Consider the following 23,248-nt stretch of genomic DNA (forward strand, 5'->3'; position numbering starts at 1 on the left):
GAGCGTATTCAATTCGATTAGTATCTAAATGCTAGCGGCGATTGAACTGATGGCCTTGCATGCCAGAAAAGGGAGTAGGTGATGCATTTTTCCAATGTCCTCGCTATTGCACGGACCCCATCGAAGTCGGAGGACTTTCGGGCGCTGATAGTTCGCACTGTACCGAATGATTTAAAAATCGATACACGATGCTACGGGCAACTAACCGAGTCCCTGGAAAGTCATAAGCATTACCGCGCCATTATTATAGAAATTGATACACCCTCTGCCAGCAATCAGACCCTGGACATTATCAGAAAGACCCGCAGCGATAATCCGGGCTGCACGATATTCGTTGTCGTGACCTTTGCCTCCACACTGAGCAAGACAAAATATTATCTGGCCGGTGCTGACTATTGCATCAAAGCGCTGGAAACCTCTGCCGAAAAAGAACTAAGCCTGTTTGATGCTTTTTTGAGTGAAAGCGCTCGACTGAAACGTTGTGGCCTGGTGCTGGATCAGGATCGCATGTGCATCTATGGCGACGGTAAAAAGCTGGAAATATCCTTCGTCGAGATGAAAGTTCTCGAAGCCCTTATTCAGAACAGACTGCTGAGTCACAATGAAATTGCGGCGGTCATGGGGCTTAACACCAAGTACTACGACTCCAGGGCATTGGAAAAGTCTATCAGTCGACTGCGCAGTAAGATCAAGGCGCACTACGGCGACAATATCATCCAGAACATCCGCGGCTACGGCTACAAACTCAGCAGCGGTCTTATTTGCGCCAGCCATTTCCAACGTTCCAGGGAGCGGTCGGACCGTGAATAACGAGCAACTATCACCCGCATACACGGTGGACTTCACACTGGCCCGGCAGGCCATCGTCGAGCGTACGCATGCTCTATGGGGCAGCGAAATCAGCGTAGTGGGCAGCGGCCACCGCGAGCAACTCGAGGTTGCTTACCGTGAGGCGCTGCAACGCAGCCACCCACGCCACAAAGCCCTCCAGCAGGTGGGCCACCGGCTTGTGAATATAGATCAGGCTGCCTTGATGAACGAGCCTCTGGTCAAGGACATCATTGCAGCCGCCCACGTCCTGAAAACCCACGGCCAGACCTTGACACTCAGCCTCCACAACCCGCTGGGCGCACTCCCGGATCCTGCAGAACGCCGGGGCATGGTGCGCCAACTGTATAAGCTCAAAGACCAGGGTTGTATCAAGCTGGCCTACAGTGGCTACACACTCGATACAACACGTGGCGACCTGTTGATCGAGCTGGACCTCTACGACTACATAAAAATGCCTTTCCCCGACTCCGCCCTCCGGCTGAGCCTGAACACGCGGTCGGGCCTGTTCGATCGGCTCTACGACCACATGCTTGAGCTGATCAATGCCACGGGGGTGCGTTTCATTGCCGACCATGTCGAGTTTTGCGACAGCGCAATGTTGGCTAAAAACCTGCCATTCAAATACTTTCAGGGCGGGTATTACGCCCCAGCTGATCGCTTATAAAAACCTGCCTCTCACTGATCTCGGTGGACACTATGAGCTCCCTCAAGAAATATGCCTTCACTCCGACACTCCCGGCTATCGCACTGCAGGACTTCACCCCCAGTGCAGAAACGTTCCACTACGATTTGAACGCGCTGGCGACGCACTCCATCACCTTGCTCTCACACCCTTTTAATGCCGCGCGGCAAGAAGCAAGAATGCCTACGCCCAAGACTCCCGACGACCTGGGGGATCCCCACTCTCGTTCCATGGACATCGGCCTGGAAAGAACTCAACTGTATCCCCAGGATTTCTGGTTACTTACCCAGCATGACCGAACGCTGGTCAAAGGCGGCCTGCGCATTTCGCTGACCGCCATTGAGTCGGCCTTGATTAAAAAGATGCTGAACCACGAAGACCGTGTGGTCAGCAAAGAAGAACTGATCCGTAATATCGGGCGCGAGCCGGAATACTATCGCGGCTTGGAGATGTGCTTGAGTCGCCTGCAGGAAAAGTTCAAGCGAGCCAACGAAGGCGAACGTTTATTTCGCGCCGTCAGAAATCGCGGTTATTGCCTGACACAGAAAATCAAGAAGCCATTAGAGCCGACCCAAGCGCGCCGCTAAAATAATAAATACATCAGACCTTATCACGCACCCTGCCTACTACCACCCTCTTCTACCTGCCTTTTTATAACATCAGCGCCATAACAACATCCTTGCGACCTTGTTATAAGTCGTCAGCCACTGCCCCCCGCCGTTCATTACTATCCAAGGGTACGCGCGTGCGCGTGCCCGCCTGTTGATTAAACCCTGCCACCACGTGCGTGGTCACCACCGGGAGCAGAACTATGTTGAACAATACTAGAATGCATCGCAACCTGACCCCCAAGGGTTTAACGTTTTGGGGCCAGTGGACATTGGCATCGGGATTGGTGGTTACAGCGTTATTCATGTTGGTCTTTTTAAAGACCGGCCAACTTGAATACAACTACCGAGCGCTGGCCGCATTTACCATATTGGCATCTCTTCCGGCGTATAGCCTGTGTGACGTCTACAGTAAAAAAGATGACTACGGCGTGGGCCTGGGACGACTGTTCATGGGCTGGCTGCTGACCGTCGCAATAGTGTTTATCGTGGGCATGGCGTGCAATGCAAGTTCATTATTTCCTTGGGAAACCTTATTACTCTGGGCGGCAATCAGTTATCCGTTACTGGCCCTGTGCTATATCCCTTTACATAGCCTGTCCCGGTATTACCACCGCCAACTTCACGAGCGCCAAAAGTCATTGATCGTGGGTACCGGCAAGCTTGCCGTGGACCTGGCCAGAACCCTCTCCCGTCAAAAGCGTTCGCCCCTGGTGGGGCTCGTCGGCAACCCTGCCGGCGCCGCGGAGGGTGCGCAAGCGCAGATCCTGGGCGAGCTGCCGCAACTGCCCCAATTGATCCGGCAACACGGTATCCGTCGGCTCTACATCACCCATTCATTGCAGGACGCCACCCACATTGAGGCGTTGTACCTCAACCTGCTGGAGATCAGCGTGGATGTAATCTGGGTGCCCGACCTCAATAACATGCTGCTGCTCAACCATTGCGTGGCCGAAGTGGATGGGCTGCCGGCGATCTACCTCAACGAAAGCCCGCTGACCAGCCGCCCCACTGCTGCACTGAGCAAGTCGCTGCTGGACAAGAGCCTGGCGGCTCTGGCGATCATCGTGCTGAGCCCGTTACTGCTGCTGGTCGCCCTGCTGATCAAGCTCACCTCCCCCGGCCCGGTGATCTTCAAGCAGGACCGCCACGGCTGGAATGGCGAGGTGATCAAGGTGTGGAAATTCCGCTCCATGCGTGTGCATGACGACCATGAGGTACGCCAGGCCAGTCGCAACGATTCGCGCATTACGCCGGTGGGCCGGTTTATCCGGCGCACCTCCATCGATGAATTGCCGCAGTTGTTCAACGTGCTGCAAGGGCACATGGCCCTGGTCGGCCCACGCCCCCATGCGATTGCACACAACGACTACTACTCGGGGAAAATCCGCGCCTACATGGCCCGCCACCGGATCAAACCCGGCATCACCGGCCTGGCGCAGGTCAATGGCTGCCGGGGCGAGACCGAGACCCTGGAGAAGATGCAACAGCGCGTCGACATCGACCTGCGCTACATCAATACCTGGTCGCTGTGGCTGGACATCAAGATCCTGTTGAAGACGCCGTTTACGCTGCTGTCCAAGGACATCTACTGATAGCCGACAATCAATACAGTTCAAATGTGGGAGGGGCTGCGCGGCAGACCCAAAACCAGGCCCAGAGGAGTGCCTGATACACCGCATTCGTCTTCATCAGGGGCGCTTCGCACCCCAACGCGGGCGGTGCGACGCTTCGACAAGCCCGCTCACCACAAAGGTCCCAGCTTGCTGCGCGACAGCGCTAGGTCTATTCAGTGATCTTGTCGATGTTCTTGTAGAACAGCTCACTGTCGCGCCCATCGGTCATCGAATGCAGTGAGTAGGCGCGGTTCAAGCGAGCGCCGCCATCGCGGGTCAGCGGCGCCCATACCAGGTTGGCGCGCCGCATCGTCGACAGGCTCATCAACTCATCGAACGGAATGGACAGGTACAGGCCTTTGTCGAAGCTGCCTTCGCCGTACTCTGCGCTGGATGCAGTGGTGCGGGTGATCCACGCGCCAATCCGCACACCATTGTTGAATTCCCGCGACAGGTCCAGGGTCGCGCCCCAGTCCCTGGCCAGGTAGCGCCCCACACTCAAGGCGCCCTGAATGTTGAACGGCAGATCGGTATAGCCGGTGATATGCCCGGTGACGGTGCGGTAATCGCGCAAGCTGAAATCCTGCTCGAAACCGCGCTGGCGCACGTAGTTCAGGTCGGCCCCCAACGCCCAGCGCTGGCCCATCGGACGGTACAGCACTTCACTGCCGACACCGGCGTACATCGACTCCAGCAAACCACCGTAGACCATGCCGTAGAGGTCCTGGTCCAACTGCTGCGCATGGTTGAGCTGGAAGGTCGGCAGGGTCACATCGGAGGTGGTCATGTACCGGCGCAGGTCGGTCCGCACCCGGGGCAAGCCACTGGGCGCATCGTAGGTAAACCCGTCGTAGTTGTTCAGCAGGTTGACGCTGAGCAGGCCGCTCCACCAGGTAGTGCGGGTGAAACGATACTCGCCGTCGAGGTCGGCGGACAGCTGGTAGAGCAAGCCATCCGGCCCGCCGACGTTCTGCTTGTAGCCCAGCCCCACACCATAGGTGAAGGGCTTGGGTGGCTGGGTGTACAGCACTGTCTGGCTGCGGTTGCTGGCGCGATTGACCTCGACCTGGCGATGCAGGTTCTGCAGGTCCTCGCGGTGGTTGACCACCTCGCGAAAGGTCTCGCGCGGCACGCTGGTTTCTTCGATCGGCATGGCGTAGCGCTCGCTCACCAGGGTGAACCAATCGATCTGGTCATTCACGCTGTTATCGAGAATCCGACTGGCGCGGCCCACCGCCTTGGCGCTGTAGAAGTAGCGCTGCTGTTCGCCGTACACCAACAACTCCGGCCCGCGCTGGGTAATGCGCTGCACGTTGTAGCCGGCATTGTCATGCAGGCGCTGGGAGACGGCGGCCCAATCCACCTGGTCCATCGGCGTGGTCGGGGCCTTGGCAGGCAACTTGGGGGCCGGCGGGTCGTAGGTTTTTACCGGGGCCTTGCGGCTGACGAAATTGGTGTGCAGGGTGATGCCGAACATAGCGGTGTTGCCACGTTCCCAGGCGGCACTCACATCGATGGAGTCGGCCAGCTTGTAGACCAGGCCGAGGTTGATGGGCGAGTCCTGGCGCTGGTTGTCGTCGCGGGGTTCGTTCTGATAGTCGTTGCCCTCGTATTCCAGCTTGAGGCTCAGCGGTGCCCAGGGCGTCTGATAGGCAATCCCACCGAACAACGCGGGCCGGCCGCGAAAGTAGCCGTTGGAAAAACTGCCGGAGCCTTCGGCGGCGGGCCGCTGGTTGAAACGATCATCCAAGGCGCCCAACGGGTTGCCGAAATCACCGCGACTGCCCAGGTACCCCCAGGCGATGCCGGCACTGAAATCCACATCACCGTAGCGCTTGTTGGCCACCAGGTACTCGCTGGAAAACAACCCGGTGCCACCCAGGTCCATGAACCCCAGCGCCACCTCGGGCAGCCAGTGGCTTTCCTGATACAGGCGCACTTTGGCGTCGACCGCCTTGTCCTTATAGCTCTGGCCGCCGCTGAAGGACTCGGCGCCATAGGGGCGGTTGGTGATCGCGGTGTAGCGAAAGGTGCCCTCCAGCCAGTCCAGGGGTTGCGCCGAAAAACTGTAGCGGCTGTAGGGTTCGGTGCGGTTGGCATTCACGCTGAGTTCGCCGGCGGGCGCCATGCGGGCGGTGGGGGTTTGCAGCAGCCCGACGCCACCGAAATCGCTTTGGGTGTAACGGGGATCGCCATGGGTGACGCCACAGGGCACCAGCAGCACGGCTGCAATACATAATTTCAAGGCGTGACCTCGGCCAGGGGTTGGGTGGCAAGAAACTCGGCCAGTTGCTGATTGAGCTCAGGGGTGGGTGGGTCCAGGTCGTCGCTGCGGATCGGCACCAGCAACGTACTGCCCGGTGCGGGAGGCGTGCCTTCCTCGCGATTCCATGCCGCGATACCCAGGCGCGTGACATGACCGTCGGGCTGGATCAGCCACAGGTAATCGCGGTCCGCTTCCGCCAGGGCCGGACAGGCGTGGAGGTAATCGAGGGGCCGCTGCATCGGCTGGAATGCCAACGTGCAGGCTGCGGCGACGGCCCCCACGACACGCACGCTGTCCGGCCTCGGCGGATAAACCAGGCGGTCGCCCTCACTGACCAGCGGGTTCGGCGCAAAGCCGACTTCCACCGCCACCGGATCCAGCATCGCCTGTTGGCGGCCGGTCACCGGCAAGGCCTGCACCTGTTGATAGAGCCGAGCCGCCGCAAGCGCGCGACCTTCGCGACTGGCCGCCAACGCCGCACGCTGCAGGGTTTGCAGGTCAAACAGCACACCGGCCTTGAGCCGTGCCTGCTGTGCCAGCAAGGGTTGGCGCAACCAGGCCGCACCGAGCCAATAGCCCTGGGCATCCGGTTGCGACGCCGTGATCACATCCAGCAAGCGCGCCTCGGACGCCAAGGGGATCGGCCCCGGATTGCGCACCTCGCCGCTGACGGTCATCGCCGCCTGGGACATACTGGCGCCACTGCACAACAGCACCAGCGCGGCCAATTTTCGCAGCATCATGGGGCATCCTTGCGAGTCGGTTGCAGTTGGGTAATGGTGAGCGTCAGGTCGGGCGTCAGGTGCTGCTCGCTCTGCACGATAAAACCGTCGCCGGGGTCGACCCAGTAACGGTTACGCGCGTGAAAGCCGGGGGCCTCGATGTCTTCATCCACCCGCAGCAAGGCATAGGATTTGTCGAGAATCTCGACGCTCTCCAGCCCCTGGCGCGTCATGCGGCTGTTGACCGTAACGCCCAGGCGATAGCCGTCCACCACGTCGATCTGGCGCGTGCTGCGATAGCCGTCCGGGACACGATGCAACCCCTGCTGGAACGGTGACCGGCCCTGCCAGCGCGTGCCATCCAGGTCGGTGCCCAGGCCCACCGTGCGCACCACCAGACCGTCGCGCAGCAGCAGCACCTGTTTGCCGGACGCCACCCAGAACTGCAGGTCGTCGCGCTGGCGGATCAACGCCATTACCCCTGCGCCGGACACCGTGGTGACCTTGATCTGGGGGAACGGCACCGCATCCACCTGGGCCTGGCTCAACACCAACGGCGGCGGGCCGCTGACGGCAGCCTTGAAGGTATCCAGCGAGGCCTGCATCAGCGGATTGCAGCCAGCCAACAGCCACGCCAACCCCGCGTACGTACCGATTTTCAGACTGTTCACGCAGGTACCACCCTATCGGCTGCTGGCTTCGCTCAGGTTGTTCTGGGCGGATGCACCAATGCCGATGATCGACGCGGACGGCACCAGTTGGCTGATAAAGCGGTTCCAGCGCGTGATATTCGCCGGGCCGACAAACACCACGTCCTGGGGCTGCACATCAAAACGCGTGGCCAGGGCCATGGCCGAGGGGGAGCCGGCTTCCAGCTGGAACACCTTGGCCGGTTCCACATCAATGTTCTGCGCGCCGCGAATCACGTAGATGGCATCGGCGTTGGAGGTGTTCTGGTTGACCCCGCCCACTGAACCCAGCACGTCGGAGAGGTTCATGCTGCGGGTCTTGAAACTCAGCGCACGGGGTTGCATCACCTCGCCCATCACGTAGATGCGCTTGCGGTCGTTGTAGGCCAGGTACAGCTGGTCGCCGTCCTTGAGGTAGATGTCATTCAGGCGCGACTGCTCAAGGTTGAGCGTGTCGAGGTCCAGGGTGTAGCGCTTGCCGCCACGGGTGAGGGTGAGGTTCGACAGGTCGGCGTTGATTGGGTCGATCCCGGCGGCGCCAAGGGCCTCGCTGACGTTCATGGCAATGGTGGTGAGGGGCACCGGCCCGGCCTTGATCACCGCGCCGCTGATCACCACTTTCTGGCTGGCAAAACGTAACACGCTGACATCCACCTGGGGGCTGTCGATGTACTGGCGCAGCTTGTCGGTGATCTCGCTGCGCAGCGCTTCAATGCTGCGACCCTTGGCAACCACCTCGCCGACGTAGGGGTAAAACAGGTTGCCCTCGGGGCTGACCAAGCGACCGTTGGCATCGATCTGCTGCTGCGGGCCGGATGGCGCGGTAAGTTCAGGGTGATCCCACACCGTGATATACAGCGCGTCATTGGCGCCGATCAAATACGGCCCGGGTTTATAACTCAAGAGTTCTGCAGGAATGGAATAAGGCACATGACTTGCCGCGTCCATGGCCAATAACTTTGGGGTAATCGGAATTAAATCCACGCGACTGTTTTCAGGCCCGCCCTCTTCGGTCAGGGCGGCCGTGTCCATAGATTGACCCGGGGCAAACATGCAGCCTTGCAATAATGCAGCGGCCACGGCTGCAATAGAAAAAATACGCATCATAGTGCTAGGACACTCGCGATAGACGACAAGAAAAAAAGACCACTTGGGCGGGGATTCCAAGCGGTCTTAAAAGCGGAGGGTGTACGACTAGTTGCTGGTACCCGTAGTGCCGGTGGTGCCGGTAGTACCCGTGGTGGTGCCGCCATTGGAGCTGCCGCCGCTGTTGGAAACAGCGGCAACACCGGCAACCAGGGCAGCGCCGACCAACAACGATTGCCCCACCGTAACGGTTCCGGCCACTGTGGTATCAAGCCCCAACGGTAACTCGTCGGCCATCGCCGAAGTACTCAAGACACCGAGTACCAGAATAGCCAGTGATTTTCTCATTTCAGACTCCTTATCATCAGTGAGCAGGCAAACCGATAGTGCCATTCAACTAAACAGCACACCAGACGGATAATATTCAGCCGACTTAGTTGAAAATAACGTTTTCCCGGCAAGCCCCGGCCTTCAATGCGTTGCGCCCGGCAAAGTTATTAAAAACGTTATTAATTGTCGGAAAACCTCAGGCCCTGCCGTACTTGTCTTCGAAGCGCACAATATCGTCTTCGCCCAGATAAGAGCCCGACTGCACTTCGATCAACTCCAGCGGGATCACCCCCGGGTTTTCCAGGGCGTGCACCTGGCCGATGGGGATATAGGTCGACTGGTTTTCCGACACCAGGTAAGTCTGTTCGCCATTGGTCACCCGCGCCGTACCGCTGACCACGATCCAGTGCTCGGCGCGGTGGTGGTGCATCTGCACCGACAACTTGGCCCCCGGCTTCACCGTGATGCGCTTGACCTGATAGCGCTGGCCGTTGTCCACAGAGTCGTACATACCCCATGGCCGATACACCTCGCGGTGGTTGAGATGCTCATGGCGCCCGGCCTGCTTGAGCAGGTCGACGATGGCCTTGACCTGCTGCACCTGGTCCTTGTGGGCCACCAGCACTGCGTCCTTGGTCTCGACAATGATCAGGTCCTGCACCCCCACCGTGGCCACCAGCCGACTGTCGGCGTGGACGTAGGTGTCACGGGTGTCCAGGCTCAGCCCGTCGCCGCGTATCACATTGCCGCTGGCATCCTTTTCGCTGGCCTCCCACAACGCCGACCACGAGCCGATATCACTCCAGCCGGCCTGCAACGGCACCATCACCGCGTCATGGGTGTTTTCCATTACCGCGTAATCGATGGAATCGTCCGGGCACGCGGCAAAAGTCGCGGCATGCACGCGGGTGAAGGGTTGATCCTGGCTGCCGCCTTCCAGCGCCACGCGACAGGCCTCGAGGATCGCCGGTTGGAAGCGCTCCAGTTCCTCCAGGTAACGACTGGCGCGGAACATGAACATGCCGCTGTTCCAGTAATATCCGCCGCTGGCCAGGTACGCCGCAGCGGTGGCGGCGTCCGGCTTCTCCACAAAGCGCTTGACCCGATAACCGCCCTCGCCCGCCGCCGCGCCTTGTTCGATATAGCCGTAGCCGGTATGGGCGCAAGTGGGCGTGATGCCGAAGGTCACCAACTTGCCGTCACGGGCCAGCGGCAGCGCCACTTCCAGGCTGGCATGAAACGCCGGGACGTCTTCGATCAAATGGTCCGCCGCCAGCACCAGCAGGATCGGGTCCTGTGCCTCGGCCAGCGCCTTGCACGCCGCCAGCGCGATGGCCGGCGCCGTGTTGCGCCCCACCGGCTCCAACAGGATGCTGGCCTGCTCCATGCCCAACTGGCGCAATTGCTCGGCCACCAGGAAGCGATGCTGCTCATTGCAGATCAACTGCGGCAGCGCGACGTTGGCGCCTTCCAGCCGCGTGATGGTCTGCTGCAGCATCGACAGGTGCGCGTCGGTCAGGCGCAGGAACTGCTTGGGGTTCAGTTGCCGCGAAAGCGGCCACAGGCGCGACCCCGAACCGCCTGCCATGATCACCGGTAACAACATGAGAGCGTCCTCGGGAGAGAGAGTCAGAAATAGGCGCGAGTGTGTTCGTGCACCCGCGGGCTGATGCGCAGTTCATCTGCGGACCACCAGCGGTAATGCTGGTGTTGCTCCGTGGGCGGTTGCAGGGTCTGGCCTTCGCCCAGGTCCAGGCAATAGCCGAGCACCACGTAATGGGTGTTCGGCCCGGCCCCGGCGTTGGCGAACACGCTGTCGTCGTAGAAGTGCTCGTACACCCCCAGCAGCCGCGCCTCGGCGCGCTCGAACGGGTGTCCCAGTTCGTCGCGGGTGATGCGCCGGAAAGCGTTGTCGAGGTGTTCGTTTTTCTGGATACGCCCGCCGGGCACGAACCAGAAACCATAGGCCGGCCGATTGACGCGCAGGCCCAGCAGGACCTCGCCACGGGCGTTTCTCACCACCAGGTCGATCGCCACCAGCGGCGTCGATGCCACGACCGTATTGAAGGTCGGTAAATCAAGCCACATACCCATCAGACCTGTGCCATAAAGCGTTGCAGAATACGTTCCTTGTCGAGGAACTCCTTGGCGTAGTTCAGCGCCACCTCATTGCGCGCGGGCAACGCCAGTGCCCGCTCGATCCCGATGTTCAGCGCCGCGACGGACTCCGGTTCAGCCAGCACCGCAATGCCCGGGTGTTCCTCGCACAGGCGGCCGAGGGTGGTGCCGGGGTCGGCGGTGATGATGGCGTGGCCGCCCACCGCGAGGATATTGGTCAACTTGGAAGGCAGCACCGCGTCCGCTACCCCGCGCTTCTGGATCACCAGGTGCACGTCGGCCGAGGCCAGCAGCACCGGCAAATCCTCGTAGGGCTGCAACGGCGCAAACAGCACGTTGCGCAGGCCATCGCGCTGTACACGCTCGAGCAAACGGATCTTGCCGGTGCCCTGGCCGACGATCAGGAACACCAGCTCCGGGCGATCGGCATAGGCCTGGGCGGCGTCGAGGATCAGCTCCAGGCCCTGCTTCTCGCCGATATTGCCGGCGTACAACAACACCCTTTGGCCCGGCGCCACACCCAGGCGCTGCAGCAGTCCGGGGCTGCGGGGCACCTGGCGAAAGCGGGCGGTTTCCGACCAATTGGGAAAGAACAGCAGGCGCTTGCCGTTCACGCCTTTGCCCCGGGCCTTGTCGAGCATGCCGCTGGAAATCGTCGAGACCCGGTCAAAGCGCCGCAACAGCCAGCGTTCAAGCCCAAACGCCAGGCGCCGCACAAGGGAGCCGCCACCGATGCCGAGGCCGAACATCGCGTCCACTTCGTAGTCCTGGATATGCAGCACCGAGCGCGCGCCACTGAGCTTGGCCAACAACAGTGCCTGGGGCGCACAAAACAACGTGGGCACCACCAGGATCACCAGGTTCGGTTTCCAGCGCCACTGCCCCATGACCGCCAAAAACGAACTGGCGGAAAAGCTCATCAGGTGCAGCAGGCGCGTCAACGCCGTGGGCTGGCGTGGCACATACAGCGGGCAGCGAATCACCGTCACGCCGTCGTCCTGCTCGGTGCGAAAGCGCCACGGCGAATAGCCCTCGCCCACCTGCCACTGCGGGTAATACGGCGGCGCCGTCACCACTCGCACCTCATGGCCCTGGCCCGCCAGCCAGCGCGCCTGTTCACCGCTGTACTTGCCGATGCCGGTGAGCTCCGGGCTGTAGTTGATGCCGTACAGGAGGATCTTCATCAGTGGCCCCGAGGCTGTTCGAGGGCCGCGAGGTAGGCGTTGTAGGCGTCGCGCAGCCCCTCTTCCAGCGGCACATAGGCTTCCCAGCCGAGGGCATTGATCCGGCTCACATCCAGCAGCTTGCGCGGTGCGCCGTCGGGCTTGCTGGCGTCGAAGCGCAACTGCCCCTTGAAGCCGGTGACCCGCACCAGCGCCTGGGCCAGTTCGGCGATGGTGCAATCCACCCCGGTACCGACGTTCAAATGCGAACGCATCGGCTGGGTCTGCTCGCGGTAGCGTTCCTGGCTGAGCTCCATCACATGCACGCTGGCCGCCGCCATGTCATCCACATGCAGGAACTCGCGCCGTGGCTTGCCACTGCCCCAGATAACCACTTCCTCATCGCCGCGCTGGGTCGCCTCATGGAAGCGCCGCAGCAAGGCGGCGATCACATGGCTGTTCTGCGGGTGGTAGTTGTCGCCCGGCCCGTACAGGTTGGTGGGCATCACGCTGCGGTAATCGCGGCCATGCTGGCGGTTGTAGCTTTCGCACAGCTTGATCCCGGCAATCTTGGCCACCGCGTAGGGTTCATTGGTGGGCTCCAGCGCGCCGTCGAGCAACACCGCTTCGATCATCGGTTGCGGGGCATGCACCGGGTAGATGCAGGACGAGCCCAAGAACAACAGCTTCTCCACGCCATGGCTGTGGGCGGCGTGGATCACGTTGGCCTGGATCATCAGGTTCTGGTAGATGAAATCGGCCGGGTACGTTGCGTTGGCGTGAATCCCGCCGACCTTGGCGGCCGCCAGGTACACCTGGTCCACACGGTGCCGGGCGAAGTACGCCTGCACCGCGGCCGGGTCGAGCAGGTCCAGTTCGTCACGGCCGGCCGTGAGCAACTGTGTGTAGCCCAAGGCCCACAGGCGCCGCACGATGGCCGAGCCGACCATGCCGCGATGGCCGGCCACGAAGATCCGCGCATCAAAGTCACGTGCCATGCTCAGTTCTCCACGGCAATCGGTGCGTCATGCCCGTGCAGGCGCAACAAGGCGTGGCGCTGGGCGACCTTGAGGTCTTCGCGGACCATCTCGGCGCACATTTCCTGGGCGCTGATTTCCGGCACCCAGCCGAGCAGGCGCTTGGCCTTGGACGGGTCGCCCAGCAGCGTCTCGACTTCCGCCGGGCGGAAGTAACGCGGGTCGACGCGCACAATCACATCGCCCACCAGGATGCCCGGCGCCAGGTCGCCGTCGATCCGCTCGACCACCGCCACCTCTTCCACGCCCTCGCCGACAAAGCGCAGATGCAGCCCCAGTTCCGCCGCCGACCAGCGAATAAAGTCGCGCACCGAATACTGCACACCAGTGGCGATCACAAAGTCCTCGGGGTGTTCCTGTTGCAGCATCATCCACTGCATGCGCACGTAGTCCTTGGCGTGGCCCCAGTCGCGCAGTGCATCCATGTTGCCCATGTACAGGCACTGTTCCAGGCCCAGGGCGATGTTGCTCAGGGCGCGGGTGATCTTGCGGGTCACGAAGGTTTCACCGCGACGCGGCGACTCGTGGTTGAACAGGATGCCGTTGCACGCATACAGCCCATAGGCTTCGCGGAAGTTCACGGTGATCCAATAGGCGTACAGCTTGGCCACCGCATAGGGCGAACGCGGGTAGAACGGCGTGGTTTCCTTCTGCGGGGTTTCCTGCACCAGCCCGTACAGCTCGGAGGTCGAGGCCTGGTAGAAACGGGTCTTCTTTTCCAGGCCCAGCAGGCGGATCGCCTCGAGGATGCGCAAGGTGCCGAGGGCATCCACATCGGCGGTGTATTCCGGCGAATCGAAGCTCACCGCCACATGGGATTGGGCGCCGAGGTTGTAGATTTCATCGGGCTGGATCTGCTGGATGATACGCGTCAGGTTCGACGAATCCGCCAGGTCGCCATAGTGCAGGATCAGGTTTTTACGCAGGGCCTGGGGGTCCTGGTAAATATGATCGATGCGCTGGGTATTGAACGACGAAGAACGGCGCTTGAGGCCGTGCACGGTATAGCCTTTTTCCAGCAGCAGCTCGGCCAGGTACGAGCCATCCTGACCGGTGATCCCGGTAATAAGCGCGACTTTATTCATGTCTGTCTCCCAATTGATAGGCGAGCGAAGGCCGACACCCAGACTTGGGTGTTTGTTAAAAACGCTCAGTTACTTCGGTGTGGGCAGGTTCAAGTTATGGCCGGTCAACTTTGAGAGTTCCCGGACAATGGCTTCCTTATCGTTTAAGTGCGCAATCGCGGTTTCCAGTTCGAGCACTTTGGCGCCCACCAGAAAGCGGTACCAATAGCCCTGGAGCAGGTGATAGACCAGGCCGCTGCGGCCATCGAGAAACCCCAGCTGGATGATGTAGCGCCACAGGAAATACGCGGTGGAACTGAGGGTGAACGGCACGCGGTTGTACACGCGGTTCTTGACCAGGCGCTTGGCCTTGGCCTGGAACGAACTCTGCCCGGCATGCAATTCATCGCGTATCGCAAACAGCCCCAGCCGCGCGTTAAGCACTTCAATCGCTTCGCGGGTGGCGTACTGGTTGTGCTTGTGGGTGAAGAAGGTCAAGTCATGCAGGTTATGGTCGGCAAACCCGCCGTCGAGGGTGATGGTGCGGCCCTCGGCGACCGAGATGTGCTCGTCCATCCAACGGTCCTCCATGCGCCCCTGGCCGGTGCGCCACAGCCGCAGCATCTTCAACGGGTAGCGGCCGCCATGGCGCACCCAGCGCCCCATGAAGATATGCTTGCGCTTGAAGTTGATGCCGGTGATGTCGCGGGCCAGGGTCGGCAGCCGGGTATTGATCGCGGCGGCAAGGTCGGCCTCGATGATTTCGTCGGCGTCCAGGCGCATCGTCCAGTTGCCGGTAATCGGCAGGTGATCCAGCGCCCACTGGAACTGCTTGGCCTGGTTGACGAAGGCGTGCTGCACCACCAGCGCGCCATGGCGCCGGGCGATGTCGCAGGTGTCGTCGGTGGAAAACGAATCGACCACCAGCACTTCGTCGCTGAAGGCCCGTACCGACTCGATGGCCCGGGCGATATGCAGGCTTTCGTTGTAGGTGAGGATGATCACACTGACGGTTTCGCGCTTCATATCAGCCACCGTGCATCTGCAGGACTTCGGTGGTGAGCCGGCGCGGTGAACGCGCGGCCCGGAAGTGGCTTTCCAGGGGCAGCCCCACGGCGATCATCATGATCAACCGCTCGCTGGCCGGGATGGCGCCGATGCCACGGATCTTCTTTTCCACCGAATTGAGGATCGCCAGGTTCAGCGGGCACGCGCCCAGGCCATTGGCGTGGCAGGCCAGCAGCAGGCCCATGGAAAACAACGCACCGTCGACGTAAAGCTGGTTGCGCTGCCCGGCGCCGCCCCAGGCGGTGACTTCGGACGTGACCACAAACAGGTTGTCCACCGACTGCGCAAACCCGCGCGAGCCGCCTTGCAGCTCCAGCAGCTGCGCGATCACCGCGCGGTCCTGATACACATGCACCCGCGACGACTGCCGGTTGCATTGCGAGGGTGACGACTGCGCCAGTTCTACCAAGGACGTCAGCAGGCCACTGTCGATCTTGCCGGCCTGGAACATGCGGCAACTGGAGCGCGATTGCAGGAACGCCTTGGCATCCAGCCCGCCGTTGCCCAGCCACGGCGCCGCACGCTTGATGCCGCCGCTGCCGGCGGTGCCGTCGCGCTTGAGGTGCTCCACATAGGCATCCAGGTAAAACACGAAGTCGTCGCTGATGCCGAGGGTGCGGTGCAGCTCGAGGTAACCCTGGAAGGCGCCGAGGGCCATCTCCACCGGCAGCGCCGAATACGTGCGGTCGTATTCGTTGAGCATATGGATGATGCCGTTGATCTTGTCCTTGCCGAACAGCGGCTTGGGTTCCTTGAGGGACAGGCCCTTTTCCACGGTGTGGGTTTCGATGAGGATTTTGTAGAACAGCTTCTTGTTGCGGCTTTCCAACGGCGAGTAACCGTTGTGACGAATAAACGTGAGCATGTCGCGAAAGAACTCGCTGACGAAATACATCAACTTCCATGCCTTATCCATCATGGGTTTCACCTGTTTCATAGTGCGATGTCTCTCGTTTTGAGGGGGCGGCACGGCGCACCGACGCAAATCATCCAGGCCGGCTGGCTGGCCGTGACCACCGAGCGCGCGCCGACCACACAGCCCTCCTCCAGCACGCAACCAGGGTGGATAAAGGCCTCGGCGGCGACCCACACGTGGTCCTTGATCACGATCTCGCGGGTCACCAGGGGCCGCAGCAGGCTGCGGGTGTCGTGGCTGCCGGTGCACAGGAAGCTGCGCTGGCTGATGGTGACTTTGGAGCCCAGGGTGATTTTGGCCATGGCGTACACATCGACCCCATCGCCGATGGCGGTGTAGTCGCCGATCTCCAGGTTCCACGGCGCCCAGATGCTGCACGTGGGCGCGATGCGGCAGCCCACGCCGACCTTGGCGCCAAAGCAGCGCAGCAACCAACGCCGCCAGTTGTGCAGCATCCAGCGCGGCGTGGGACGAAACAGCAGCTGGTAGACGATGCCCCACAACAGCCGGCGCGCCTTGTTGCTGCGCGGCAGGGTGTCGACGTACTTGAGTTGCGCGAAGTCGCTCATGACCGGATCGCCGCCAGTTGTTCCATCAGGTAGCGCTCGCCCACCTGTTGCAGGGCCTGGCGCCGGGCCCGCACCGCCACCCAGTCGATGGGCGCCGCGATCAAGGCGTGCACTTGGTCGGCATCGTCTGCCGGCAGGAAGCGTTGTGACAGCTCCAGCTTCTCCAGCAGGTTGCGCACACGGGCGTTCAGCGAGGCCTTGTTGCCCGGCAACCCCACGGCGATAAACGGCTTCTCGAAAATGATCGCGAACACCGTGGCGTGGAAGGAGTTGGTCACCACGTAGGCGCTCTCCTTGAGCAACTTGAGCCAATCCTGCGGGCCCACCTGCACGGTCTCGCCGATCTGCCGCCAGCGCCGGTGCGCGTTGTACGGCGAGACAATCGGCCCGGCCACCTGCCGCGACAGCGCCTGGGCCACTTCGCGCACGCCCACGCCGGTGCGCAGCGCATAGCAGAACACGTGGCCGGTGCGGGTCTGGGTGGACGTGGCGAGCAGCGCCGAATAGTCGCGGTGCAGCAGCGTCGGATCCGGCACGCACTGGGCAGCCAGCCCCGAGACCTGTTGCACGATGCCCACCCCGCTCTCCTCGCGCACACTGATCGCCGACAGTTGCTTGAGCAGGCCCTCGGCTTCGGCGTGGTACTGCGGCTCCAGGTATTCCTTGCCGAAACTTGCGGCGTAGGAGATGCGCCGGATCGCCTTGTCGCAGTCGAAGGCCAGGAAGTACGCCGGGTCGAGGCCGGTCTGGCCCGAGGGGTTCCAGATCTGGTCGCTGCCGGCCACCAGCAACTGCTGGCCGGCCACCGCCTGGTGGAGCTGGTGGGCGTGGGCGTAGCGCGGCGCCTGGATATTCAGGAAGCGCGTCTTGAACGCCTCGAACTGGCGCGACTGGGCATTCGGCCCCAGCACCCGGGTTTTCAACGCCAGGGTCTTGAGGTACAGGGCCTTGAGGTTGGCCTTGAGCTGGCGCGGGTTGAACAGCTGGCGGATCTCGCTGCCATCCTCCACGTAAGCCGGGTGGTAGTTGATCAGGCTTACCTGCAAGCCCTGTTGCTGCAACCAGCGCTGCAAGGCATAGGCTTGCAGCACCGCGCCGAAGTTTTCGCTGAAGTGGTACGTCAGTATCCCGGCCCTGATGGGGCTAGCAGGTGCGTTCATGATCCAGCCTGTTTCAGTAAGTAATTGGGGTAAACCGCCTGGCGTGCAGGCGCAGCCTTGTTGAGCAGGCCGATGAACATCGACCACACCAGCAGGTAGCTGCCATCGAAGGTGGTGAAGAACTGGTAGCTGGTCTTGAACGAGAAAATCAGCAGGATCGCCACCACGGCCAGGGATACCGGGCTGCGCGGCAACCCGCTGAACAGCAGGCAAAACAGCGCCACGCCGAGCACTCCCAGCTTGGCGGTCACGCCCCAGTAGCCGTTCTCGATATCGAACTTGGAGTTCTCGAACCAGCGCTCGTCATTGGTGGGCACGCCGGGGGTCAATTGCTTGGCCAGGCCATTGCCCAGGAACACCGTGGCCGGGTTGTCGAGAAACGATTCCTTGGCATGGGCGATCTCGAACGCACGGGTCACGTCCTCGCCCTTCTCCTCGAACAGGTACGTGGCAAAGCGCGACACCGCCAGGGGGCTGGCATAGAACGTCAGCGTGCCCAGCGCGCCGATGGCCACCACCAGCACCGCCAACGACTTGAGCTTGCGCTGGGTAATCGCCGACAACAGGATCATCACCGCCATCGCCGCGAGGATGGTCTTGGACCCGGCCGCCAGCAACGTGACCGCGAGGATCAGCATCAAGCCGACCCTGCGCTGGCAACAGGCATAGAAAAACAGCAGCACCGCCGAGCTGGTGGGGAACAACATGATCCGCCCGACTTCGTCGCTGGACTTGGACGCCGCGTTGGTGAGGTCGATGCCCACGCCATACAGGCTGACCTGCAGCAACTGGCCAAGGGCGAAGATGTAGATGATGCGTTCGAGGATGCGCCGGTAGTTGACGCTATGGGCCAGCGCGATTTTTTCCACATTGGCCAACACATGGCTGTACCCGGCCAACAGCAGCACAAAATAGAAAAACGGAATGCCGGAACGCAGGAACTGGTACAGCGAGATGTTCGCCCCACTGCTCACCAATACCTGCAACACACTGGACGCGACCACCAGCGCCAGCAATGGCAGCGCGCGGGTAAAGCCACGCGCCGCGTACACCACGAACGGCAGCAACAGCAGCAGCGCCACCGGTTGCGAGAGGTTGTTGCTCAGCGCCAGGGGCAAGGCGAAGAACGTCAGCGGCAAGTAGAGGGTCAGGCGCGCCTGGGACAGCATCATGGACCGACCTCCCCCACGCGAATCACCCGCAGGTACACCAACACCACCAGTTCCGGCAGCGACAGCAACAGCGACGCGCCCAGCAGCGGATCGATGCGCTCCTTGCATGCCAGCCACAGCAGCAAGGCCATCACGCTGCTTACGGCATAGATCACTGAGGTGAGGGTGTGGCGATTGGTGGAAATCAGCATCGCCGCGAGGATGAACCAGGCCACATTCAAAATCGTATGGGAGCCGATCAGCGCCAATGACAGGCGATCGACCTGCACCAGGCCATGGCTCCACAGCAGGATGACCTGCGGCCCGGCCCAGATCCCGGCGACATATACCAGCAGGCACAGGCCCAGTACCAGGGAGCTGGCGCGCTGGGTAAAGCGTCGTGCCTGTTCGAACTCGCCGCGCCCGGCCAGCCGTGAGATCTCCGGGGTCAGGGCGTTGCTGCAGGTGATGCCCAACTGGATGATCAGGCGCATCAGGGTGCGCGCCATGGTGTAACCCACCACCACCGCCGGGCCGGCGATCTGGTTGAGCACTTGCAGGCCGCCTTGCAGGGTGATCGCCTGCGCCAGCGGGATCGCCGCGCTGCCCAGCGCCGGTTTCCAGATACCACGGAACTCGGCCCAGGACGCCGACGCCAGCCCCAGCAGCGGCCAGGGTGAAATCCGCCGCACAAACAGGGTCACCAGCACCAGGAACAGCACCTGGCTGAAAAACATGCCCTGGGCCAATTGCAGTTCGGTGCCGCCCAGCAGCAGCACGACGATGGACAGCACAATGTCCAGGGTCCTGCGGTTGGCCATGATGAAGACGCCGCCGACGGTTCTGTCGATGGTGCGAAACCAGGCGTCGATCGGCCCACCCAGCAAGCGCGTGCACAGGTAGCCCGACATGAACAGCACCACCAGGCCGGCCTGCTCGGCGGTCAAGGTCTTGAGCCCAAGCAGTGACACCCAGTCGAGCCACTGGCCCAATGTCAGGGCGAATACCAGCACCAGCGCGACCACCGCCAGGGTAAAGGCCAGCGCGGTCTGCACACTGCGTCGCGCCCCCGGCACATCGCCCTGGCTCGCACGCAGCGTGGCGCTGGTGGCCGACGCCTGGGCCACCCCCAGGTCCAGCAGGCTGAGCATCGACGGAATGCCGGTGAGCACCAGCCAATCGGCATAGCGCCCGGTGCCCCAGGCGTGCAGGAAGAACGGCACCAGCACCAGTTGCGCCGCCAGCGTCACCAGTTGGGTGTAGCCGTAACTCAGCACGTTGAGGCGAAACCGTCGCGACAACGAGCGCGGCATTTCAAGCACTTTGCTCATGGTCATCAGGCCTTGTCGGACTGATAGGCGTAGCTGTAGTAGCCGTAGTCGCCATAGCCGTAGCTGGCGGACCGGCGTTTTTCCACACCATTGAAGATCGCACCCTTGAGCTCGATGCCGTTCTGATGGAAGCGGCGCAGGGTCAATTCGATCTCCTTCGCCGAGTTCACGCCAAAACGGGTGACCATCAGGCTGGTGCCGGCCTGGCGCCCGACAATCGCGGCATCGGTCACCGCCAGCAAGGGCGGCGTGTCGATGATCACCAGGTCATAGCGCTCGCTGACGTCGGCCAGCAACGCGGCGAAGTTGGGGTGCATCAGCAGTTCCGACGGGTTAGGCGGAATCTGCCCACGACCGATAAAGTCGAAGCGCTCCACGGCAGTCGGGTGAATCGCTTCCTGCAGATCACAGCGCTTGGCGAGCAGGTCGGACAACCCCGCCTCCACCGCCTTGCCGAGCATCTTGTGCAAGTAGCCCTTGCGCATGTCGGCATCGATCAGCAGCACGCGCTGGCCCGACTGCGCGACAATCGCCGCCAGGTTGGCCGAGACAAACGTCTTACCCACCTCGGGGCTCGGGCCGGTGATCATCAGGCGGTTGTTCCTGGCCTCGAGCATGGCGAAGTGCAGGCTGGTGCGCAGGCTGCGCATGGCTTCCATCACCAGGTCATGGGGGTGATTGACCGCCAGCAGCGACGGCGCGCCGGAACGCCCCTTGGCGGCGTTGGTTTCCTCGGCCTTTTGCAACAGGCTGAAGGGGATCGAGGCGTACACCGGCAGGCCGAGTTTCTCGATCTCATCCGGGCTTTCCAGGCCACGGTTGAGCAGGCTGCGCACCAGTACGATGCCCACCGAGAGCATGCCGCCGAGCAGCATCGCCAGCAGCACCACGATGACCTTGCGCGGCGCCACAGGCTTGGCCAGGTTGACATCGGCACTGTCGATCAAACGCACGTTGCCCACGGTGCCGGCGCGCATTACGTCGAGCTCCTGGGAGCGGTTGAGCAACTGGGTGTAGATCTCGGTGCCCACTTGCACGTCGCGGGTCAGGCTGAGCAATTCCTGCTGGGTCGTGGGCAAGCCTTCGACGCGCTTGGTCATCTGCGCCTGCTTGGCATTGAGTTCCGCCAGCTTGGCGATCAAGGCGCGATATGCCGGGTGCTGGGGGGTGAATTTGCGGTCCATCTCGGCCTGTTGCAGCTTGAGTTCGGAGATGCCGGTGTCCAGGGCCACCACCTGGTCGAGCACGGCCTTGGCTTCGAGGCTGATGTCGATGGATTTGCTGCGGGTCTGGAAGCGGTTCAAGGCGTTCTCGGCCTTCTCCAGGTCGCGACGCACCTGGGGCAACTGGTCATTGAGGAACGACAGGCTCTGTGCCGCCTCGGCCGAGGTGCGGTCGACGTTCTGCTTCACATACAGGTTGGAGATTTCATTCAGCGTCCGCACCGCCAGGGCCGGGCGCGTGCTCTCCAGGGACAGGCTGATGATGCCCGACTCCTTGCCGCGTTCGATCACGGTGAGCAGGTCCTGGTAGTCGGCCACCGCGTCCAGGCGCGGCTTGCGTACGATCTTGAAATGCGCGCCCGGATTGGCCCGCAGCTCCTTGACCAGCACCTCGACGCCGTCGGCGGCAAACGGCACGCCGACGCTTCCTGCGGCGATCTCGACGCCGTCCTCATCAAATAACGTGTAGGCCTGGGCCTCGCCGGCCACCAGTACCAGGGTGGTCCCGAGCAACGCCGTCGGCAGGTTCAAACTGCTCAGCGCCAGGGCCTCGCCCCCTGCCGACCAGCGGCTGAAACCGAACAGCGGCGGCGCAATATCGCCCTTGTGTTCAGGCGCATAACGCCGCGCGAGGAAGCCACCGATCAACGGAAAATGCTGCGGCGTGACAGTGATGTCCAACGCCAGAGTATCGACGGTCTTGCCAATGATGGTGCGTGACTTGATCAGCTCGATCTCGGTCACCGCCGGCGATTCCTTGCCCAGCAGGCTGCTGACGTCGGAGAAACCGAGCATGTCGTTCTTCTTCGGCTCCACCTGGATCAACGCATTCGCCTGGAACACCGGCGCCGCCAGAATCGCGTAGGCGGCACCGATCAGCATGCAGGTGCCGGTGATCCCAGCGATCAGCCATTTGTGATCGATCAGAGTGCCAAGCATGCCGAGCACATCGATCTCGTCACGGTGAGGGCTTTCAGGGGAAGCGTTCTGGGGTGAATACATAAATCGCGTCTTCGTCCTTGCAATCGTTTAAAGAGGGAGCGTCAGCGCGCCAGGCGCTGGGCCCAGGCCTGTGCGGCCTGTTCGATCAAGGCATAGGCCTGCACAAAGGCGGGCTTGCCCTGGCGATAGGGGTCGGTGATCTCGCGATCGTGCTGCCACTTGCCCAACAGGAAGACCTTGCCCCGCGCCTCGGGAGCGAGGCCGAGCACGCCGTCGATGTGCCGTTGTTCCATCACCAGGATCAGGTCGGCCTCACTCACGGCTTCAACGCTGAGTTGCCGCGCCTTGTGTGCCCGGGGAACGTGCCCATGCTCCTGCAGCACTTGCCCGGCCGTCGGTTCCAGCGGATGGTCACGCAACGCCGCCAAGCCCGCCGAACTCACCGTGATTCCGGAGGACGTCAGTGCGGCCCCCAGCAAGTGTTCCGCCGTGGGGCTGCGGCAGATGTTGCCGATGCACACAATCAATATCTTTTTGAACAAGGCAACCTCCCACGCACCGCACACTTATTCTTCGGCAAAAGGGACGACCTTATTTAATCAGTTGCAACTAACGACCGACTAATTATGACCACAGCCTACAAACCGAGACCATCTATCGCGCAAGACAAAAAATA

The 23,248-nt window shown here is 61.9% G+C and carries 22 protein-coding genes; 4 read left to right on the plus strand and 18 right to left on the minus strand.

Annotated elements, in window-relative coordinates; genetic code table 11:
* Positions 1–81 precede the first annotated feature (81 nt).
* From NIBR502773_RS02125 to NIBR502773_RS02140, 4 genes are all read left to right on the plus strand, one after another.
* Positions 82–810 carry a winged helix-turn-helix domain-containing protein gene (locus NIBR502773_RS02125; RefSeq protein ID WP_115488234.1) on the plus strand — a complete coding sequence of 243 codons (729 nt, stop codon included), beginning with the start codon at positions 82–84 and terminating at the stop codon, positions 808–810.
* Positions 803–1,495: an EAL domain-containing protein gene (locus tag NIBR502773_RS02130; RefSeq protein ID WP_141155227.1), complete on the plus strand. Its 693-nt coding sequence runs from the start codon at positions 803–805 to the stop codon at positions 1,493–1,495. Before NIBR502773_RS02125 ends, NIBR502773_RS02130 begins: the two co-directional genes overlap by 8 nt.
* Positions 1,496–1,527: 32 nt before the next feature.
* Complete coding sequence (locus NIBR502773_RS02135) at positions 1,528–2,100, plus strand: winged helix-turn-helix domain-containing protein (RefSeq protein ID WP_115488236.1); 573 nt, start codon at positions 1,528–1,530, stop codon at positions 2,098–2,100.
* 224 nt (positions 2,101–2,324) lie between these two features.
* On the plus strand, positions 2,325–3,716 hold the full coding sequence (locus tag NIBR502773_RS02140; protein ID WP_141155228.1) for an undecaprenyl-phosphate glucose phosphotransferase: 1,392 nt from the start codon (positions 2,325–2,327) through the stop codon (positions 3,714–3,716).
* 190 nt (positions 3,717–3,906) lie between these two features.
* Here NIBR502773_RS02140 and NIBR502773_RS02145 read toward each other — a convergent pair whose 3' ends face one another.
* The 18 genes from NIBR502773_RS02145 to NIBR502773_RS02230 all read right to left on the minus strand — a co-directional run bounded on the left by NIBR502773_RS02145 (position 3,907) and on the right by NIBR502773_RS02230 (position 23,114).
* Entirely contained in the window at positions 3,907–5,982 is a 2,076-nt protein-coding gene (locus tag NIBR502773_RS02145; protein ID WP_141155229.1) for a YjbH domain-containing protein, read from the minus strand.
* On the minus strand, positions 5,979–6,746 hold the full coding sequence (locus tag NIBR502773_RS02150) for a capsule biosynthesis GfcC family protein (RefSeq protein ID WP_141155230.1): 768 nt from the start codon (positions 6,744–6,746) through the stop codon (positions 5,979–5,981). Before NIBR502773_RS02150 ends, NIBR502773_RS02145 begins: the two co-directional genes overlap by 4 nt.
* Positions 6,743–7,396 carry a YjbF family lipoprotein gene (locus NIBR502773_RS02155; protein WP_257228116.1) on the minus strand — a complete coding sequence of 218 codons (654 nt, stop codon included), beginning with the start codon at positions 7,394–7,396 and terminating at the stop codon, positions 6,743–6,745. The genes NIBR502773_RS02150 and NIBR502773_RS02155 overlap by 4 nt, the downstream gene beginning before the upstream one ends.
* A 12-nt stretch (positions 7,397–7,408) precedes the next feature.
* Positions 7,409–8,521 carry a polysaccharide biosynthesis/export family protein gene (locus tag NIBR502773_RS02160; protein ID WP_141155231.1) on the minus strand — a complete coding sequence of 371 codons (1,113 nt, stop codon included), beginning with the start codon at positions 8,519–8,521 and terminating at the stop codon, positions 7,409–7,411.
* Positions 8,522–8,608: 87 nt separating this feature from the next.
* Positions 8,609–8,848: a hypothetical protein gene (locus NIBR502773_RS02165; RefSeq protein WP_141155232.1), complete on the minus strand. Its 240-nt coding sequence runs from the start codon at positions 8,846–8,848 to the stop codon at positions 8,609–8,611.
* Between the two features lie 178 nt (positions 8,849–9,026).
* On the minus strand, positions 9,027–10,436 hold the full coding sequence (locus tag NIBR502773_RS02170) for a mannose-1-phosphate guanylyltransferase/mannose-6-phosphate isomerase (RefSeq protein ID WP_141155233.1): 1,410 nt from the start codon (positions 10,434–10,436) through the stop codon (positions 9,027–9,029).
* 23 nt (positions 10,437–10,459) lie between these two features.
* Positions 10,460–10,918: a GDP-mannose mannosyl hydrolase gene (locus NIBR502773_RS02175; RefSeq protein WP_141155234.1), complete on the minus strand. Its 459-nt coding sequence runs from the start codon at positions 10,916–10,918 to the stop codon at positions 10,460–10,462.
* Positions 10,919–10,923: 5 nt separating this feature from the next.
* Positions 10,924–12,132: a glycosyltransferase WbuB gene (locus tag NIBR502773_RS02180; RefSeq protein ID WP_141155235.1), complete on the minus strand. Its 1,209-nt coding sequence runs from the start codon at positions 12,130–12,132 to the stop codon at positions 10,924–10,926.
* A complete protein-coding gene (locus NIBR502773_RS02185) occupies positions 12,132–13,109 on the minus strand; it encodes a GDP-L-fucose synthase (protein ID WP_065925164.1) in 978 nt (325 codons plus the stop codon). The genes NIBR502773_RS02180 and NIBR502773_RS02185 overlap by 1 nt, the downstream gene beginning before the upstream one ends.
* Before the next feature lie 2 nt (positions 13,110–13,111).
* Positions 13,112–14,233: a GDP-mannose 4,6-dehydratase gene (gene gmd, locus NIBR502773_RS02190; RefSeq protein ID WP_027608681.1), complete on the minus strand. Its 1,122-nt coding sequence runs from the start codon at positions 14,231–14,233 to the stop codon at positions 13,112–13,114.
* 69 nt (positions 14,234–14,302) lie between these two features.
* Entirely contained in the window at positions 14,303–15,238 is a 936-nt protein-coding gene (locus tag NIBR502773_RS02195) for a glycosyltransferase family 2 protein (protein WP_027608682.1), read from the minus strand.
* 1 nt (position 15,239) lies between these two features.
* Positions 15,240–16,199: a nitroreductase family protein gene (locus NIBR502773_RS02200; protein ID WP_159440249.1), complete on the minus strand. Its 960-nt coding sequence runs from the start codon at positions 16,197–16,199 to the stop codon at positions 15,240–15,242.
* A gap of 14 nt (positions 16,200–16,213) precedes the next feature.
* Entirely contained in the window at positions 16,214–16,765 is a 552-nt protein-coding gene (locus tag NIBR502773_RS02205) for an acetyltransferase (RefSeq protein ID WP_027608684.1), read from the minus strand.
* Complete coding sequence (locus NIBR502773_RS02210) at positions 16,762–17,925, minus strand: polysaccharide pyruvyl transferase family protein (RefSeq protein WP_141155236.1); 1,164 nt, start codon at positions 17,923–17,925, stop codon at positions 16,762–16,764. The genes NIBR502773_RS02205 and NIBR502773_RS02210 overlap by 4 nt, the downstream gene beginning before the upstream one ends.
* On the minus strand, positions 17,922–19,097 hold the full coding sequence (locus NIBR502773_RS02215) for an O-antigen ligase family protein (protein ID WP_141155237.1): 1,176 nt from the start codon (positions 19,095–19,097) through the stop codon (positions 17,922–17,924). Before NIBR502773_RS02215 ends, NIBR502773_RS02210 begins: the two co-directional genes overlap by 4 nt.
* Positions 19,094–20,407, minus strand: coding sequence for a lipopolysaccharide biosynthesis protein (locus NIBR502773_RS02220; RefSeq protein WP_141155238.1), 1,314 nt, complete (start codon positions 20,405–20,407; stop codon positions 19,094–19,096). Before NIBR502773_RS02220 ends, NIBR502773_RS02215 begins: the two co-directional genes overlap by 4 nt.
* Positions 20,408–20,412: 5 nt before the next feature.
* On the minus strand, positions 20,413–22,632 hold the full coding sequence (locus NIBR502773_RS02225) for a polysaccharide biosynthesis tyrosine autokinase (protein ID WP_141155239.1): 2,220 nt from the start codon (positions 22,630–22,632) through the stop codon (positions 20,413–20,415).
* 41 nt (positions 22,633–22,673) lie between these two features.
* Complete coding sequence (locus NIBR502773_RS02230) at positions 22,674–23,114, minus strand: low molecular weight protein-tyrosine-phosphatase (RefSeq protein ID WP_065941932.1); 441 nt, start codon at positions 23,112–23,114, stop codon at positions 22,674–22,676.
* Positions 23,115–23,248 lie beyond the last annotated feature (134 nt).

The sequence above is a fragment of the Pseudomonas sp. NIBRBAC000502773 genome, assembly GCF_006517195.1.
In the GTDB taxonomy this organism is placed as follows: Bacteria; Pseudomonadota; Gammaproteobacteria; order Pseudomonadales; family Pseudomonadaceae; genus Aquipseudomonas; species Aquipseudomonas marginalis.